The organism is Streptomyces sp. YGL11-2 (genome assembly GCF_050054615.1).
Lineage (GTDB): Bacteria > Actinomycetota > Actinomycetes > Streptomycetales > Streptomycetaceae > Streptomyces.
Genome location: NZ_JBNHIN010000024.1, coordinates 19,847 through 34,638 on the forward strand (window position 1 = coordinate 19,847; position 14,792 = coordinate 34,638).

Genomic DNA, 14,792 nt, shown 5'->3' on the forward strand with positions numbered 1-14,792 from the left:
CGCGCCCACCGGGTCAACCCGTGGGACGTCAACCCGACGGTGGAGACGAGGTGGAGAACGGCCCCTCAGGACCGGCCCTGGAGCCGATGCCTCTCCACCCGCTCGACTCCTAACGTCGATGCAGGTCGACGAAGCGCCGGAATGCCCGGCCACCTACCCCCGGGGGTCCTCATGGAAGCCGCCATGGCGCGTGGTTCGACGAACAGGTGGCGCGCGCTGTTCGTCCCACTCGGTATCAACATCCTGCTGCCACTCGCGATGTACTACGCGCTGCGGGCCCAGGACATCGCCCAGTGGCAGGCACTGCTGCTGAGCAGCGCGATCCCGGCCGCGCACGCACTGGGCACCGCCGTGGTCCGCCGCCGCGTCGAGGTGTTCGACCTCGTGATGGTCGTGCTGCTCGCGGTATCGGCGGCGACCACTGTGATCAGCGGCAGTCCGCGCGTACTGCTGGTGAAGGACGCGGGCGTCCCCGCCGCCCTGGGCCTCTGGATCCTGGGTTCGCTGTTCGCGTCGCGGCCCTTCCCCTTCCACTTCGCGCGCCGACTGCGCGATCCGGCCGGCCAGGAGGAGGCGGAGCGCGCCTGGGACGACCGGCCGGACTTCCAGGCCGCGCTGCGCGGGCTGACACTGCTCTGGGGCGGCTCCCAACTGCTCGACGCCGCGCTGAGCATCCTGGAGGCACTCACCCTGCCCGTCGATCTGGTGCCGGTGATCGGCAGGTTCCAGTCCTTCGCGATCCTCGGCGTGGTGGCGGCCCTCACCGTCCGCCGCAGCCGCGCCTTCCAGTCCGGCCGCGGCATCCCCCTCTTCGGTATACGGACCCCGGCGGCGCCGCGGGCCTGAGCCACCTCGGAGGTCCGTTGCCGGGTCCGACGCTTCCTGCGTCCCTGGAGCACCGCGTCCAGGGAGCCGGACTGACAACGGCACTGAACCAGCCTGCATGTCGGAACGCGACGGGCGCGGAAGCGGGTTGGGGGCCGGTGGATCCCGTCCGCCGATTCCGCCGCAGGGCGGGGCACCTCAGCGGACGGCAGGTATAACGGTCCCCATGCCGCATGACGAAACCGCACCGCGGGACTCCGCTCACCCGGCCGCCGAGCTGACCGATCTCGATCAGGAGGCCGAGGAGGTGACCGTTGCCGTCATGGCGGCATCGCGTCTTCTGGTCGCCGTCTCGGCGCGCTCCCTCGCGTCGATCGACGACTCGATGACGCTGCCGCAACTACGCGCCCTGGTGGTGCTGGAGAGCTGTGAACCGCTCAAACTCGCCGCCATGGCGGCCACGTTGGGCGTCAATCCGTCCACCGCGATGCGGATGGTGGTGCGGTTGGAGGCCGCCGGGCTGGTGGACCGGCGGCCGAATCCCGACAACCGCCGCGAGGTGGTGCTGCGGCTCACGGAGGAGGGGCGGGCCCTGGTGGAGCGGGTCCTCGCACACCGCCGGGGCCGGATCCGCGCGCTGGTCTGCCGGCTGCCCGCCGCGCAACGGGCCGTTCTCGTCCCGGCGTTGCGGGCCCTGACGCACGCGGCGGGGGAGCTGGCCGTGGACCCGTTCGACGAGGTGCGGCGGATAGGCGCTCTGGTCGAGGACCCGCTCGCGTAGGGCGGGCGGGGCGCACTGTTCAGGGGGCGGGGTGGGACGGTCAAGCGGGCCGCCGGGTCAGCGTGGCAGGCCGGCGCGCCGGTGCCGTTCGGCGGGCTTCCTCGGGTACGGGCGGGCGGTGGCCGGTTGCCTGTACGGCGTGGCCCGGGCGTGTGAGCGGTAGACGATGTACGGCCGGACCAGGTAGCCGACGGGCACGGTGAAGGCGTGCACGAGCCGGCTGAAAGGCCAGAGCGCGAAGAGGGCCATGGCGAGCAGGGCGTGGAGCTGGTACACGAGCGGGGCGTGCGCCATCGCCGGGACGTCGGGGTCCAGTTCGAAGAGGCTGCGGAACCACACGGAGACGCCGAGCCGGTAGTCGTAGGGGTTGGCCACCGAGGAGGCGGTGGCGGTGAGCCCGGCCAGGAGGACGACCGTCAGCAGTGGGTAGACCACGCGGTCGCTGCGGCTGGTCGCCTGGCGGACCGCCGCCACCCGCAGCCGGCGCCAGAGGAGGATGCCGAGTCCGCCGACGGCCGCGACGCCGGCCGCACCGCCCACGGTGAGGGCGACGGCGTGGTACGTCGTCTCGCTGACGCGGAGGCGCTGGGTGATCCATTCGGGCACGAGGAGGCCCATGACGTGGCCGCCGGCGACCAAGAGCAGGGAGTAGTGGAAGAGCGGTCCGCCGATGCCCAGCAGCCGGGACTCGTGCAGCTGGCTGGAGCGGGTGGTGAAGCCGAAGCGGTCGTAGCGGTAGCGCCACATGGTGCCGGCGACGAGGACGGTCAGGGTCAGGTAGGGCAGGACGCCCCACAGGGCGATCTGTACGTGCGTGGTCACCGGCGGACTCCTTCGTCGCCCAGGGTGTGGTGCATCGGGAAGGGAACGGGGGCGGGGGCGTCCGGTACGGGCGTGGGCGGCGGGGCGGCGGGCAGCGTGCGCTGGATGCCGCGCAGGACGTGGACGTAGGGGCTGCGGTAGTCGTCGAGCGCCTGGGAGAGGAGGTCCAGGGCGCCGCGGTACTGGTGGAGCAGGGGGGTGCCTGCCCGGGGGCAGCGGGCGGCGAATTCGAGCAGAGCGGGGAGGAAGTCGGGCAGTTCGCCGGCGTCGGGCTCCCAGCCGGCCGCCCGGTAGTGCGCCTTGAGCGCGGCCAGGGAGGCGCCGCGGCGGCGGGTGTCGCCGTCGGTGTAGTGGGTGAGATGGAGGGTGCGGCGTCGGGTGCGGTCGAAGGTGGTGACATAGCGCGCCGCCAGGTCCAGGGGCGGGACCGGTGCCGTCGCGCGGCAGAAGTCGAGCAGCAACTCGCCTTCAGGGCAGTTGAGTCGGGTCAGTGCGGCGGTGACCTCGGCGACGTGTCGCGGCCAGGCCGGGCCGGGGTAGGAGAGGAGCAGGGCCGCGGCCTGGTGCAGGGCCCGATGGCGGATCACCGAGGGCCGTCCGCTGTGCCGTGCGGCGGGAAGAGACCGCTCGGGCGTCCGCGGCCGTTCCAGTTCAGCAGGTTGACCCGGCCGCGCAGCCGGCTCGCGGGCGCCTCGGTGGCCCGTGCCGGCGCGGCGTGGAAGGCGTCCGGGTCGTACATGCCCGGACCGCCGTGCCCGTCGAGGCTGCACCCGCCGCCGGCGTCGTCCCGGCCCGCTTCGGTGGTGTAGCCGGTGGGAATGACGTACCGCTCCTCGTGCTTGGCGAGTGCCAGCAGCCGGTACATGGCTTCGATGGAGTGCTCGTCCATCCCGACACCGCGGGCGATGGCCGGGTCCCGCTCCTCGCCGAGGTTGATCCGGCGCATGTGCGCGCGCATCGCGGCCAGCCGGCACAGCGCGGCCTCGACCGGTCCGCGGTCCCCGGCGGTGAAGAGCCCGGCAAGGTAGTCGAGGGGGATGCGCAGTGTGTCGATGGCGCCGAAGAGGTTGGCCGGGTCCTCGCCGTCGTGGCCGCTGCGGGTCAGTGCGTCGACGACGGGGGAGAGCGGGGGGACGTACCAGACCATGGGCAGGGTGCGGTACTCGGGATGGAGGGGCAGCGCGACCCGGTAGCGGGTGATGAGGTCGCGCACGGGGGAGTGGCGGGCGGCGGTGATCCAGTCGTGCGGGATGCCCGACTCCTCGGCGGCGCGGACGACTTCGGGGTCGTCGGGGTCGAGGAAGCAGCCGAGCTGGGCCTCGTAGAGGTCCTGCTCGTCGGGGACCGCGGCGGCCTCGCCGGCCCTGTCGGCGTCGTAGAGGATGACGCCGAGGTAGCGCAGCCGGCCGACGCAGGTCTCCGAGCAGACGGTGGGCTCGCCCGCCTCGATGCGCGGGTAGCACAGGGTGCACTTCTCGGCCTTGCCGGTGCTGTGATTGAAGTACACCTTCTTGTACGGGCAGCCGCTGACGCACATCCGCCAGCCGCGGCAGCGGTCCTGGTCGACCAGGACGATGCCGTCCTCGATGCGCTTGTAGAGGGCGCCGGACGGGCAGACCGCGACACAGGCCGGGTTCAGGCAGTGCTCGCAGATCCGCGGCAGGTAGAACATGAACGCCTGCTCGTACTCCAGCTTCACCTGGTCGTTCATCCGGCGCAGTACGGGGTCGCCGGCCAGGTGCTCGGGGCCGCCGCCAAGGTCGTCGTCCCAGTTGGGGCCCCAGGTCACCGCGGTGGGCCGGCCGTCGATCAGCGAGCGGGGGCGGGCGGTCGGCAGGTCGTCGCCCAGCGGTGCGGAGATCAGCGTCTCGTAGTCGTAGGTCCAGGGCTCGTAGTAGTCGTCGAGCGAGGGGAGTTCGGGGTTGGCGAAGAGCCGGGCCAGGCGGCGGGCCCGGCCGCCGGTGCGTGGGACGAGGCGGCCCCGGCCGTCGAGGCGCCAGCCGCCCCGCCACTTGTCCTGGTCCTCGTGGCCGCGGGGGTAGCCCTGGCCGGGGCGGGTCTCGACGTTGTTGAACCACGCGTACTCGGTGCCCTGCCGGTTGGTCCAGGTCTGTTTGCAGGTGACCGAGCAGGTGTGGCAGCCGATGCACTTGTCGAGGTTCATGACCATCGCGATCTGCGCCATGCAGCGCCCGATGGTGGTGGTGCGACGGGGCATGTCAGTACTCCACGTGCTGGGTGCGCCGGCGGATCACGGTGACGGCGTCCCGCTGATTGCCGGTGGGTCCGTAGTAGTTGGGGGCGAAGGACAGCTGTCCGTAGCCGCCGATGAGGTGGGTGGGCTTGATCAGCAGGCGGGTCAGGGCGTTGTGCACCCCGCCGCGGCGGCCGGTCGCCTGGGTGCGCGGGACGTTCACCAGGCGTTCCTGGACGTGGTACATGAACACCGTGCCGGGCGGCATACGGTGCGAGACCACGGCTCGTGCGGTCACCACGCCGTTGGGGTTGACCGCCTCGATCCAGTCGTTGTCCGCGGCCCCGATGGCCTCGGCGTCGGCCACGCTCATCCAGATGACCGGCCCGCCGCGGGCCAGGGTCTGCATGAGGAGGTTCTCCTGGTACTCGGAGTGGATCGACCACTTCGAGTGCGGCGTGAGATAGCGGACGGTCACCGAACGGGCGCCGTCGTCGGCCGGGGTGGCACCCTGTACCGCCGTCATGTCCAACGGGGGCCGGTAGACCGGGAGTTGTTCGCCGAGTTCGGCCATCCAGTCGTGGTCGAGATAGAAGTGCTGGCGCCCGGTAAGGGTGTGCCAGGGCTTGCGGTGCTCGGTGTTGACGGTGAAGGGGGCGTAGCGGCGGTCCGGGGCTTCCTTGCCGGACCATTCGAAGCTGGTGCCGACCTGCACGGGCCGGTCCTGGGTGTCGGAGTAGACCACCCTGCGCTCGCGGACCGATTCGGCGAGCGCGGCGAACCCGGCGCCGGGCCCGCAGCGTTCGGCGAGCCGGTCGAACCCCTCGGCCGCCAGGCGCCCGTTGGTGGTGCCGGACAGCGCCAGGATCGCCTCGCACAGCTTCACATCGGTGTCCAGGAGCGGCCGGCCGTGGGCGGGTCCGGCCGCGACGGTGCCGCAGCGCTCGGCGAGCCAGCGGGCCTCCGGCACGGGGTGGACGGTGATGCCCTTGACCGTCATGCCGTGTTCCTCGGCGAGCGGGCCGAACGCCGCCAGCTTCTCGGCGACGGCGGTGTAGTCCCGCTTGACGACGGCGAAGTGGGGAAGGTTGCCGCCCGGCTCCGGGCGCGCGCCGTCCCGCCAGTCCCGAACGGTACCGCCGGGCTGCGCGGTCTCCCCCGGGGTGTCGTGCTGCGGCGGTACGGCCACCAGGTCGTAGGCGGTCTCCAGCCGGTTCGCCGCCAACTCGCTGAATTTCTCCGCGAGTCCGTGGAAGATCTCGAAGTCGGTGCGCGCCTGCCAGGGCGGGCTGATCGCGGGGGAGAAGGCGTGCACATAGGGGTGCATGTCCGTACTGGACAGATCGTGCTTCTCGTACCAGGTGGCGGCGGGCAGCACGAGGTCGGCCATCAGCGTGGTCGAGGTCATCCGGAAGTCCAGGGCCAGCAGCAGGTCCAGCTTGCCGCGCGGCGCCTCGTCGTGCCAGGTGAGATCGTGCGGCCGGCTCCCGTCCGGTGCCTCCTGCGCACGTGCGTTGTCGTTCGCCCCCAGCAGATGGCGCAGGAAGAACTCGTTGCCCTTCGCCGAGGAGCCGATCAGATTGGCCCGCCACACGGTGAGCACCCGCGGCCAGTTGGCCGGGTCGTCGGGGTCCTCGAACGCGAACTCCAGGCGTCCTGCCGCGAGTTCGGCGGCCACCCACTCGCCGGGCTCGTGCCCCGACGCGTGCACCCGCCGACCGAGGTCGAGCGGGTTGGCGGTGAAGGTGGGGGCGGACGGCATCCACCCCAGCCGCATCGACTGGGCGACGAGGTCGGCGGTGTGCCGGCCGGCGAGCGCGCCGCGCGCGGTCGGCGCGGCCAGTGTGCCGGCGTCCTGCCCGTCGTACCGCCACTGGTCGGTGTGCAGATACCAGTAGGGGGTGCCGGCCACCTGCCGCGACGGGCGCACCCAGTCCGCGGCGGACTGCAACTGCTGCCAGCCGGCGTACGGGCGGACCTTCTCCTGGCCGACGTAGTGGGCCCAGCCGCCGCCGTTGACGCCCTGGCAGCCGGTGAGCAGGAGCAGGGTGAGGAAGGAACGGTAGATGGTGTCGGAGTGGAACCAGTGGTTGGTCCCCGCCCCCATGACGATCATGCAGCGCCCGCGGGTCTTCTCCGCGGTGTGCGCGAACTCCCGCGCCGCGCGCACCACCGCGCCCGCGGGAACCGAGGTGATCGTCTCCTGCCAGGAAGGGGTGTACGGATGCACTGCGTCGTCGTAGCCCTCGGGCCAGTCGCCCGGCAGCCCCGGGCGGCGGACGCCGTACTGGGCCAGCAGCAGGTCGAAGACGGTGGTCACCCGACGCCCGCCGATCTCCCGCACCGGGACCCCGCGCCGCAGGGCGCCGGTGTCGTCGAAGCGCGGCAGCAGTACGCGGGCGCAGTCCCCGCCCTCCCGGAGGAAGGTCAGGGCGGGCTCCACCCCGTTCAGGTCCAGGTTCCAGCGGCCCAGTCCGCCCTTGGACCAGCGGTCGCCGAGGGTGCCGTTGGGCACGACGGGCCGTTCGGAGGCGGCGTCGAGCAGCACCGGCTTCCAGGACGCCGCCGCCCCGTCGTCCGCATCCAGTCCCAGATCCGCCGCGGTCAGGAACTTCCCCGGTACCAACTCCCCGTCCTGCTCGGCCAGTTCGACCAGGAACGGCAGATCGGTGAACTGCTTGACGTACTCGGTGAAGTACGGGACCTGGCGCCGCACGAAGCACTCGGTGAGGATCACCTGCCCCATGGCCATCGCCAGCGCACCGTCGGTGCCGGGGTGCGGATGCAGCCACTCGTCGGCGAACTTGGTCGCGTCCGCGTAGTCCGGGGAGACCACCACCACCTTCTGGCCCCGGTAGCGGGCCTCGGCCATCCAGTGCGCGTCCGGGGTGCGGGTCACCGGGACGTTCGACCCCCACAGCATCAGGTAGGCCGCGTCCCACCAGTCGCCGGACTCCGGTACGTCCGTCTGGTCGCCGAAGACCTGCGGCGAGGCGATGGGCAGGTCCGCGTACCAGTCGTAGAAGGAGAGCATCGGCGCGCCGATCAGCGACATGAAGCGCGCTCCGACGGCGTGCGAGGCCATCGACATGGCGGGGATCGGGGAGAAGCCGGCGACCCGGTCCGGGCCGTACGCCGCGATGGTGTGGACATGGGCGGCGGCGGCGATCTCCAGCGCCTCCTGCCAGCCGATCCGCACCAGGCCGCCCTTGCCGCGGGCCGACTGGTAGCGGCGCCGCTTGGCGGGGTCGCCGGTGATCTCGGCCCAGGCGGCCACCGGGTCGCCCAGCCGGTCGCGCGCCTCGCGGTAGAGCTCCAGGAGGACCCCGCGCACATGCGGGTAGCGCACCCGGGTCGGCGAGTAGGTGTACCAGGAGAACGAGGCTCCCCGCGGGCAGCCGCGCGGTTCGTACTCCGGCCGGTCCGGGCCCACCGACGGGTAGTCCGTCTCCTGTGTCTCCCAGGTGATCACGCCGTCCTTGACGTACACCTTCCACGAGCAGGAACCGGTGCAGTTCACCCCGTGCGTGGAGCGCACGACGCGGTCGTGCGCCCAGCGCTCGCGGTAGGGGGCGTCATTGACGCTCTGGTCGGTGCGGTACACGGCCCGCAGGTCGGGGGTCGTCACCGACCGCCGCAGTGTCGTTCCGGCCCGCAGCAGCTGCTCCGCGGCCACCGCCGCAACACGTTCCGCTTCCTTACGGGCACCGCGTCCTACCACCACCGTTGCTCCTTTCACGGTATGCGGGTAGCGGCGCCGACCGCACCGGCCCCCGTGCCGTGGCGGTCGCGTTCCACTGCGACCAGCTTCACCACGCCGCGCCGTCAAGAGCGCACCGTCACGGCAGAGTTGATGAACGTTATACGTAGTTTTTCTTGCTCTTTGCAATACTTGCGGTGCGCATACACTTCGAGCCGGTGAAAGGGTGTCAGATTTCGGCCCCGCCTCCGGTGGGGCGCGTGCCGGCGCGCTCCGGCGCGTGCCGTCCGCCCCCCGGAGCCATCCGGCGATCCGTCCACGTGCTGGACGCCGCCTCGCCCGGACTATTGCGCACTGCAATACTTCCAATATGGAAAACATACGGACATGCCCGTGGCCGGGCGGCCGAGCAGGTCTGACAGATGCCCCGCGAGCCGGCGGACGGCTGCGGTGAACGGGGTGCGCAAGACGAAGAAGACGCACCGAGGCGCCCACCTCGGCGATTTCACGGTCCAGCCGAGGATGCTGCTGATCTGCGGCTGGGCACTGCTCGTCGGCGGGGCCGGGGCGGTCGCGGCACTGGCGCTGCTGCGGCTGATCGGCCTGGTCACCAACATCGTCTTCTATCAGCGATGGTCCACCTCGCTGGTCGCGCCGGGCCTGGAGCACCGGCCGTGGTGGCTGGTGCTGGGCGCGCCGGTGGCCGGCGGGCTGGTGGTCGGCCTCATGGCGCGCTACGGGTCCGAGAAGATCCGCGGCCACGGCATGCCGGAGGCGATCGAGGCGATCCTGACCGGCGGCAGCCGGGTCGCGCCGCGGGTGGCCGTGCTCAAGCCGGTGTCGGCGGCGATCAGCATCGGCACCGGCGGCCCGTTCGGCGCCGAAGGGCCGATCATCATGACCGGTGGCGCGATCGGATCGATCCTGGCGCAGGGCCTGCGGCTGAGCGCCGACGAGCGTAAGACCCTGCTGGTCTCCGGCGCGGCGGCCGGCATGGCGGCGACGTTCAACTCGCCGCTGGCCGCCGTGCTGCTCGCCGTGGAACTGCTGTTGTTCGAGTGGCGCCCGCGCAGCTTCGTCCCGGTCGTCGCGGCGGTCGCCGTCAGCACGGTGGTGCGCGGCTTCCTCCTGGGCACCGCCCCGATCTTCCCGGTCTCCGCCTCCGGTCTGCACGCCGCCCCCACCGTCGACGTGCTCTGCGCGGTCGCCGGCCTCCTCGGCGGCGCCCTGGCGGTGGCCGCGACCTGGCTGGTCTACCGCGCCGAGGACGGATTCGCCCGGCTGCCCTTCCACTGGATGTGGTGGCCCGCCATCGGCGGGGCGGTCATCGGCCTGGGCGGACTGGTCGAGCCGCGCGCCCTCGGTGTCGGCTACGACGTCATCGAACAGCTGCTGACCGGGCACGCCACGGTGTCGCTGATCGTCGGCATCCTGGTCGTCAAGACCCTGATCTGGTCGCTCTCGCTCGGCTCCGGCACCTCCGGCGGCGTGCTCGCCCCGGTGTTCATGATCGGCGGGGCGGTCGGAGCGGCCGAAGGGCTGCTCTTCCCGCACGTCATCCCCGGCTTCTGGGCGATGATGGGGCTGGCAGCCGTGGTGGGCGGCGTGATGCGGTCACCGCTGACCGGAGTGGTCTTCACCCTTGAACTCACCCATGCCTGGGGCGCGGTACTGCCACTGCTGATCTCCTCCACCGCCGCCTACGCCCTGTCGGCCCTGCTGCTGAAGCGCTCGGTGCTCACCGAGAAGATCGCCCGCCGCGGACTGCACCTGACCAGGGAGTACTCCACCGACCCCCTGGAGACGTTCTTCGTCGAAGAGGTCATGGAACGCCGGCCCCTCCTCCTCGCGGGCCGGGAAAGCCTGGAGGCGGCGCTCAGGCTCACCAAGGAGGCGGCGGACACCGCCGGCGGCGGGCAGCGGCTCGTCCCCGTCCTCACCGACGACGGGATGCCGGGCATGGTCGTCACCCGCGACCGGCTCCTTGAGGCGACGTCCGAGGACGCCGCCGCGCACGGCCGGACCACGCTCGCGGACGTCTGCGAACCGTCCCCGGTGATCCTGCGGCCCGACGACACCCTGCGCCGAGCCGCCTACCTCTTCGCCGAACACGGCGTCACCGAAGCCCCGGTCGTCAGCCACGGACCCGACGCCCAGGTGGTGGGGACCATCGCCCTGCACCACCTGCTGCACGCACGGCGCCACGACCTGACCGAGGAGCACCACCGGCAGCGCCTCATCCCGGGCCAGCGCCGCCGCAGCCCGGACACCGTCCCGGCATGAGCCGCCCCGGCGCCCCGCCCGGTAACCGGCCGGGCGGGGGCGCCGTCCGCGCGCCCAGGGCCTGCCCGTTGGGTCAGGGCCGGACGAGCCCTACGGCGATGGGGTCAGTGAATCCACGGCCTGTTCCCCGGCGGCCTCGGTCAGCGCGCGCAGCCCCCGCACCAGCTCGGCCCGCCGGCCGGCGGGAAGGCGGCCGACGATCGCCTGGATTTCCTGGTGCCGGTGAGCCATGACCTTCTCCACCAGCCGCCGGCCGGCCGGCCGCAGACGCAGGACGACCTCACGGCGGTTGTCGGGGTTGATCTGACGGTCCATCAGTCCGGCGGCTTCCAGCTTGTCGACCATGCGCATCGCCGTGGACGGGTTCACGTCCAGCGCGGCAGCCAGCGCGGCGAGTTTCACCGGGCCCTCGCCGTGCAGGACCACCAGGGTGCGCAGTTGCGGCAGCGTCAGCGCCGGCTCGCTCTCGGCGAGCGCCCGCGCGGAGAGCGCGACGAACAGACGGGACGCCGTCATGACGGCGGCGGTGACCTCGTCAACGGTCTCGTGCAGGTCCTCCGCCGGCCGGTCCGCCGGAACCGGATCGCCCTCATTCTTCGCTTGTCGCACCATACCGCTGTTATATCGCTCCACCCGGCGGCCCCGGCCAACGAGGTCCCCCGCGGGCCACCCCGCGGCCCCGCCCTTGCCGAACCGCCCCGATGCCGCCCCCGCCGACCCTTCACCCGGCCCAGCGTCCCGATAGGAACGTCACCGCGAAGACCGCGGTCAGCGGCGTGACCAGGCAGAGGTAGACGGCGCGGAACCGCGGCCTGCGCAGGCTCCGGGCCGCCAGCGCGATCCACAGCGGCCACCACAGCAGGGTGGCGCGCGGAATGGACAGGTACCAGTACGAGGTTCCCAGCGCCCAGAGGCTGAGGCCGACGTACAGGGCTTCGGGCCAACGGCGTTGCCGGACCAGCAGACCGACCAGTAGCAAGCCGACGACCATTGCGGCGAGTTCGGCCCGGAACATGAACGCGTACCCGGTCGTCTGGACATGGCCGAACGCGTCGTGCCAGGTGTGGCCCCAGGCATCCCACGGAGTGTGGAAGGTCCGGTACCAGCCCCGTTCCTCGGCGTGCTTCCACGCCCACCAGTCACCGGTGCGGGCGTGCAGATACCAGCCGTAGACGAAGGCCGGCAGCGCGGGCAGGGCGAGCCACGGCAGCGCCCGCAGCTCCCGCCGGCCACGGGCGGAAAGGAAGAACTCCCACGCGAGCGCGGCGGCGAGGAACAGACCGCTGACCCGCACCGTCGTCGCCAGCGCGGCCAGCGTGGTGGCCAGGGGCCAACTGCCGCGCCGGGCCGCGAGCCAGGCAGGCAGCGCGAAGGCGAGGAACAGGGACTCCGTATAGCCGACGGCCAGGAAGACCGCGCACGGGGACACCAGGAAGAACAGCACGGCCCGCCGCCCCGCCCCCGCATCCGGCAGATGAAGCCGGGTGATACGGGCCAGGGCCACCACGGCAACCGCTCCGGCGGCCAGGGAGATCAGCAGCCCGGCCGTCGTCCAGCCCGGTACGGCGACATGGACCACGCGCAGCAGCAGCGGAAAGCCGGGGAAGAACGCCTCTCGGTTGTCCCAGCCCGCCTGCCACGGACCCGCCTGCCCGGGGAAGTAGCCCTCGCTCGCGATGTGGCGGAAGTGGTCCCAGTCCCAGCGTGCGAAGGAGGCCAGGACCGGGCCCGGGTCGCGGGTGCCCGGTTCCGAAGGGAACAGCCAGCGGACGCAGTACGCCGTGATCCAGATACTTGTTCGGGTCAGCAGGTACAGCCACAGCACCTCCCGGTCGGCCTGGCTCGGGCGCGGGGCCGACCGTCCGAGGAGATCCCGGCGTACGCGGAGCGCCACCCCGGTCGGGCGCCGGCGCACGGGACGCGGCCGCGGTGGCACCGGGGGCGGTGGGACGTCGGGTATGCGCTCCCGCAGACCGGGCGGCAGAGTGGACACAGGGACTCCTCGGGGTGTGTGGGGGCAGGCGTCATCGCCCGGCGGCCACCCGCCGGGTCACAGGGGCGTGCGCCTGATCAGGGCGGTGCGGTGGTGGACCCGGGCTCCGTGCTGCGCGCGGAAGGCGGCGCCGTACGCACCGGGGGCTCCCCGGCCGGAGCGGAGGAACCGCCCGACGGCCCCGTGTTCGGTGCGGCCCCCGTCGTCTCCCTCCCGGGGGGCGGCACCACCGGAGCCTGGGACGTGGGAGCCGGCATCGGCCGGCTCGGCGACGGGCTGGTCGCCGGAACATGCGGCGCCGGCCGGTCGGGCAGCAGCGCGACCGCGGTCGCCACCCCGCCACCCAGGACCAGGCACGCCGCCACGGCCAGGTCGGCGATCTGCCGCCGCCGGCCTCGCCTGGCCCGCTCGGCGATGTACGCGACCGGCGCCGCGGCGCTGTGGGCCTGCCCCACCCGGGCGGCTTGCCGGAACAGGGACCGCAACGGGTCCTGGTGCTCAGTCACCGGTGGCCTCCTCGATACGCGGGTCCTGCAGGCGGTGGGCGAGTGCCGACCGCCCGCGACTCAGATGCGTCTTGACGGTGCTCGCCGAAAGCCCCGTCTCACCAGCAACCTGATCAACCGTCAGATCGCACAGGTAGTGCAGGGTCAAGATCCGCCGCTGCTGCGCCGGCAGCTCCCGCAACGACTCCACCAGCGCCACCTGCTCCGGTCCCGGCCCCTCGACATGCGGCGGGGCGCCACTTCGCTTCCAGGCATCGGCCGACCGGCGCCGGAACCGCCACCGGCTGACCGCCAGCCGCCAGGCGACGGTGCGGATCCACGCCTCGGGCCGGCCGTCCCGGTCGAGCTGCCGACGCCGGCTCCACCCCCTGACGAACGCCTCCTGTACCACGTCCTGCGCCTCGTGGAGGTCGCCGAGCATCACGTACAACTGCCCCGTGAGCCGCGCGACCGTCTGGGCGTAGAACTCTTCGAACTCCTCGACGGTCAACAGCCACTCCCGGATCTCTCGCTTCACCGGGCATACGCCCGGCAGCGGGCTCTCGGTCGACATCAGCCAGAAGAAATCAGTGTGAGCGTCCTCACGGAACCACACCGCGACGAACCCGCGTCGTCAGTCAGAATCACCTCGCCATGCCACAAGCCGACGTGGCCGCAGTCAACTGGGAGGCAGACAACGTGACAGCGGACGACGCCACATCCGCCGGAGATACGCCGAGCCTGCTCGCGGTGTTCGCCCACCCGGACGACGAGTCACTGGCGGCGGGCGGCGTGCTCGCCCGGCACGCCGCCGCGGGCGCCCGCACCGCAGTGGTCACGGCAACCTGGGCCGCGGACACGCCTCGCGCCGCCGAACTGGCCGAGGCGCTCCGCATCCTCGGTGCCGGCACCCCACGCATGCTGGGCTACGCCGACGCCCGCGCACCACAGTCCGCCCCCGGCAGCACCCGGCTCTGCGAAGCGCCGCTCGACGAGGCGGTCCGACGGCTGGTGGCGCATCTCCGGGAATTCCGCCCGGAGATCGTCGTCACCCATGACGCCTACGGTGGACTGACCGGCCACCCCGACCATGTGCACACCCACCGGGTCACCCTGCTCGCCGTCCAGGCGTCCGGGCTGGAGCGCCTCTACCCCGACACCGGCGCCCCCTGGCAGCCGAGCGCCGTCTATCTGGCCACGCACCCGCACTCGTCCGTACCGGCGCTGAGCGACCTGGCCCGCACCGGCAAGCCGATGTACACCGTCCCGGACGAGCGGGTCACCGCCACCGTGGACGTCGGCCCCTGGCTGGAACGCAAGCTCGCCGCCGTCCTGGCCCACCGCACCGAGGTGACGCGCGGAGCCCTCCCCGGCCTGATCGCCGCCCTTCCCGCCCATGCCCGGCAGCGACTCCTTTCCACCGAGTGGTACATCCGACACGAACCCGTCACCACGGCCGCAGCCCAAACGGAACTGACTGCCTGAGGAGGAGAGCGAGCCGACCGAGGGGACCGGTGCGTAAAGAAGACGCCCCGATCCACCACCCCCTTCGCCTCTCGGCGAGTCACCAACACCACACCCAGGAAGAGGAGTTGCCCCCATTCTTCCCGGCGTGCTGCGCTGGCGAAAAGCCGCGTGCACGCCTCCGGGGCGACGTTCGTTGATTCGGCGACTGCGCTCCTTGCACCACTGGAATGCGCACACCCCGG

The 14,792-nt window shown here is 72.3% G+C and carries 12 protein-coding genes; 4 read left to right on the forward strand and 8 right to left on the reverse strand.

The window, feature by feature from the left end:
- Window positions 1-183: 183 nt before the first annotated feature.
- Both ACO1BR_RS25335 and ACO1BR_RS25340 read left to right on the forward strand, forming a co-directional pair.
- Window positions 184-846, forward strand: a complete 663-nt coding sequence (locus tag ACO1BR_RS25335; protein WP_426797399.1) for a VC0807 family protein — start codon at window positions 184-186, stop codon at window positions 844-846.
- 205 nt (window positions 847-1,051) lie between these two features.
- Window positions 1,052-1,606 (forward strand): MarR family winged helix-turn-helix transcriptional regulator, encoded by a 555-nt coding sequence (locus tag ACO1BR_RS25340; RefSeq protein WP_426797400.1) that lies wholly within the window; start codon window positions 1,052-1,054, stop codon window positions 1,604-1,606.
- A 57-nt stretch (window positions 1,607-1,663) separates the two neighbouring features.
- On the opposite strand, the gene narI is transcribed toward ACO1BR_RS25340, so the two are convergent.
- Genes narI through ACO1BR_RS25360 form a run of 4 tightly spaced genes read right to left on the reverse strand, consistent with a single transcriptional unit; the run spans window position 1,664 to window position 8,343 of the window.
- Window positions 1,664-2,428, reverse strand: coding sequence for a respiratory nitrate reductase subunit gamma (gene narI / locus ACO1BR_RS25345; protein WP_426797401.1), 765 nt, complete (start codon window positions 2,426-2,428; stop codon window positions 1,664-1,666).
- On the reverse strand, window positions 2,425-3,015 hold the full coding sequence (narJ, locus tag ACO1BR_RS25350; protein ID WP_426797402.1) for a nitrate reductase molybdenum cofactor assembly chaperone: 591 nt from the start codon (window positions 3,013-3,015) through the stop codon (window positions 2,425-2,427). The genes narI and narJ overlap by 4 nt, the downstream gene beginning before the upstream one ends.
- On the reverse strand, window positions 3,012-4,646 hold the full coding sequence (gene narH, locus ACO1BR_RS25355; RefSeq protein ID WP_426797403.1) for a nitrate reductase subunit beta: 1,635 nt from the start codon (window positions 4,644-4,646) through the stop codon (window positions 3,012-3,014). The genes narJ and narH overlap by 4 nt, the downstream gene beginning before the upstream one ends.
- A 1-nt stretch (window position 4,647) precedes the next feature.
- A complete protein-coding gene (locus ACO1BR_RS25360) occupies window positions 4,648-8,343 on the reverse strand; it encodes a nitrate reductase subunit alpha (RefSeq protein ID WP_426797490.1) in 3,696 nt (1,231 codons plus the stop codon).
- 438 nt (window positions 8,344-8,781) lie between these two features.
- Between ACO1BR_RS25360 and ACO1BR_RS25365 the strand changes: the two genes are divergently transcribed.
- A complete protein-coding gene (locus tag ACO1BR_RS25365) occupies window positions 8,782-10,605 on the forward strand; it encodes a chloride channel protein (protein WP_426797404.1) in 1,824 nt (607 codons plus the stop codon).
- Window positions 10,606-10,695: 90 nt separating this feature from the next.
- On the opposite strand, the gene ACO1BR_RS25370 is transcribed toward ACO1BR_RS25365, so the two are convergent.
- The 4 genes from ACO1BR_RS25370 to ACO1BR_RS25385 all read right to left on the reverse strand — a co-directional run bounded on the left by ACO1BR_RS25370 (window position 10,696) and on the right by ACO1BR_RS25385 (window position 13,594).
- The gene (locus tag ACO1BR_RS25370) at window positions 10,696-11,217 is read right to left on the reverse strand and encodes a MarR family winged helix-turn-helix transcriptional regulator (RefSeq protein ID WP_426797405.1); all 522 of its coding nucleotides are present in this window, start codon (window positions 11,215-11,217) and stop codon (window positions 10,696-10,698) included.
- Window positions 11,218-11,326: 109 nt separating this feature from the next.
- Window positions 11,327-12,598 carry a mannosyltransferase family protein gene (locus ACO1BR_RS25375; RefSeq protein WP_426797406.1) on the reverse strand — a complete coding sequence of 424 codons (1,272 nt, stop codon included), beginning with the start codon at window positions 12,596-12,598 and terminating at the stop codon, window positions 11,327-11,329.
- Window positions 12,599-12,675: 77 nt separating this feature from the next.
- On the reverse strand, window positions 12,676-13,104 hold the full coding sequence (locus tag ACO1BR_RS25380; RefSeq protein WP_426797407.1) for a hypothetical protein: 429 nt from the start codon (window positions 13,102-13,104) through the stop codon (window positions 12,676-12,678).
- Window positions 13,097-13,594 (reverse strand): SigE family RNA polymerase sigma factor, encoded by a 498-nt coding sequence (locus ACO1BR_RS25385; RefSeq protein ID WP_159505432.1) that lies wholly within the window; start codon window positions 13,592-13,594, stop codon window positions 13,097-13,099. Before ACO1BR_RS25385 ends, ACO1BR_RS25380 begins: the two co-directional genes overlap by 8 nt.
- A gap of 143 nt (window positions 13,595-13,737) precedes the next feature.
- Here ACO1BR_RS25385 and ACO1BR_RS25390 point away from each other — a divergent pair, with 143 nt between their 5' ends.
- Window positions 13,738-14,568: a PIG-L family deacetylase gene (locus ACO1BR_RS25390; protein ID WP_426797408.1), complete on the forward strand. Its 831-nt coding sequence runs from the start codon at window positions 13,738-13,740 to the stop codon at window positions 14,566-14,568.
- Window positions 14,569-14,792 lie beyond the last annotated feature (224 nt).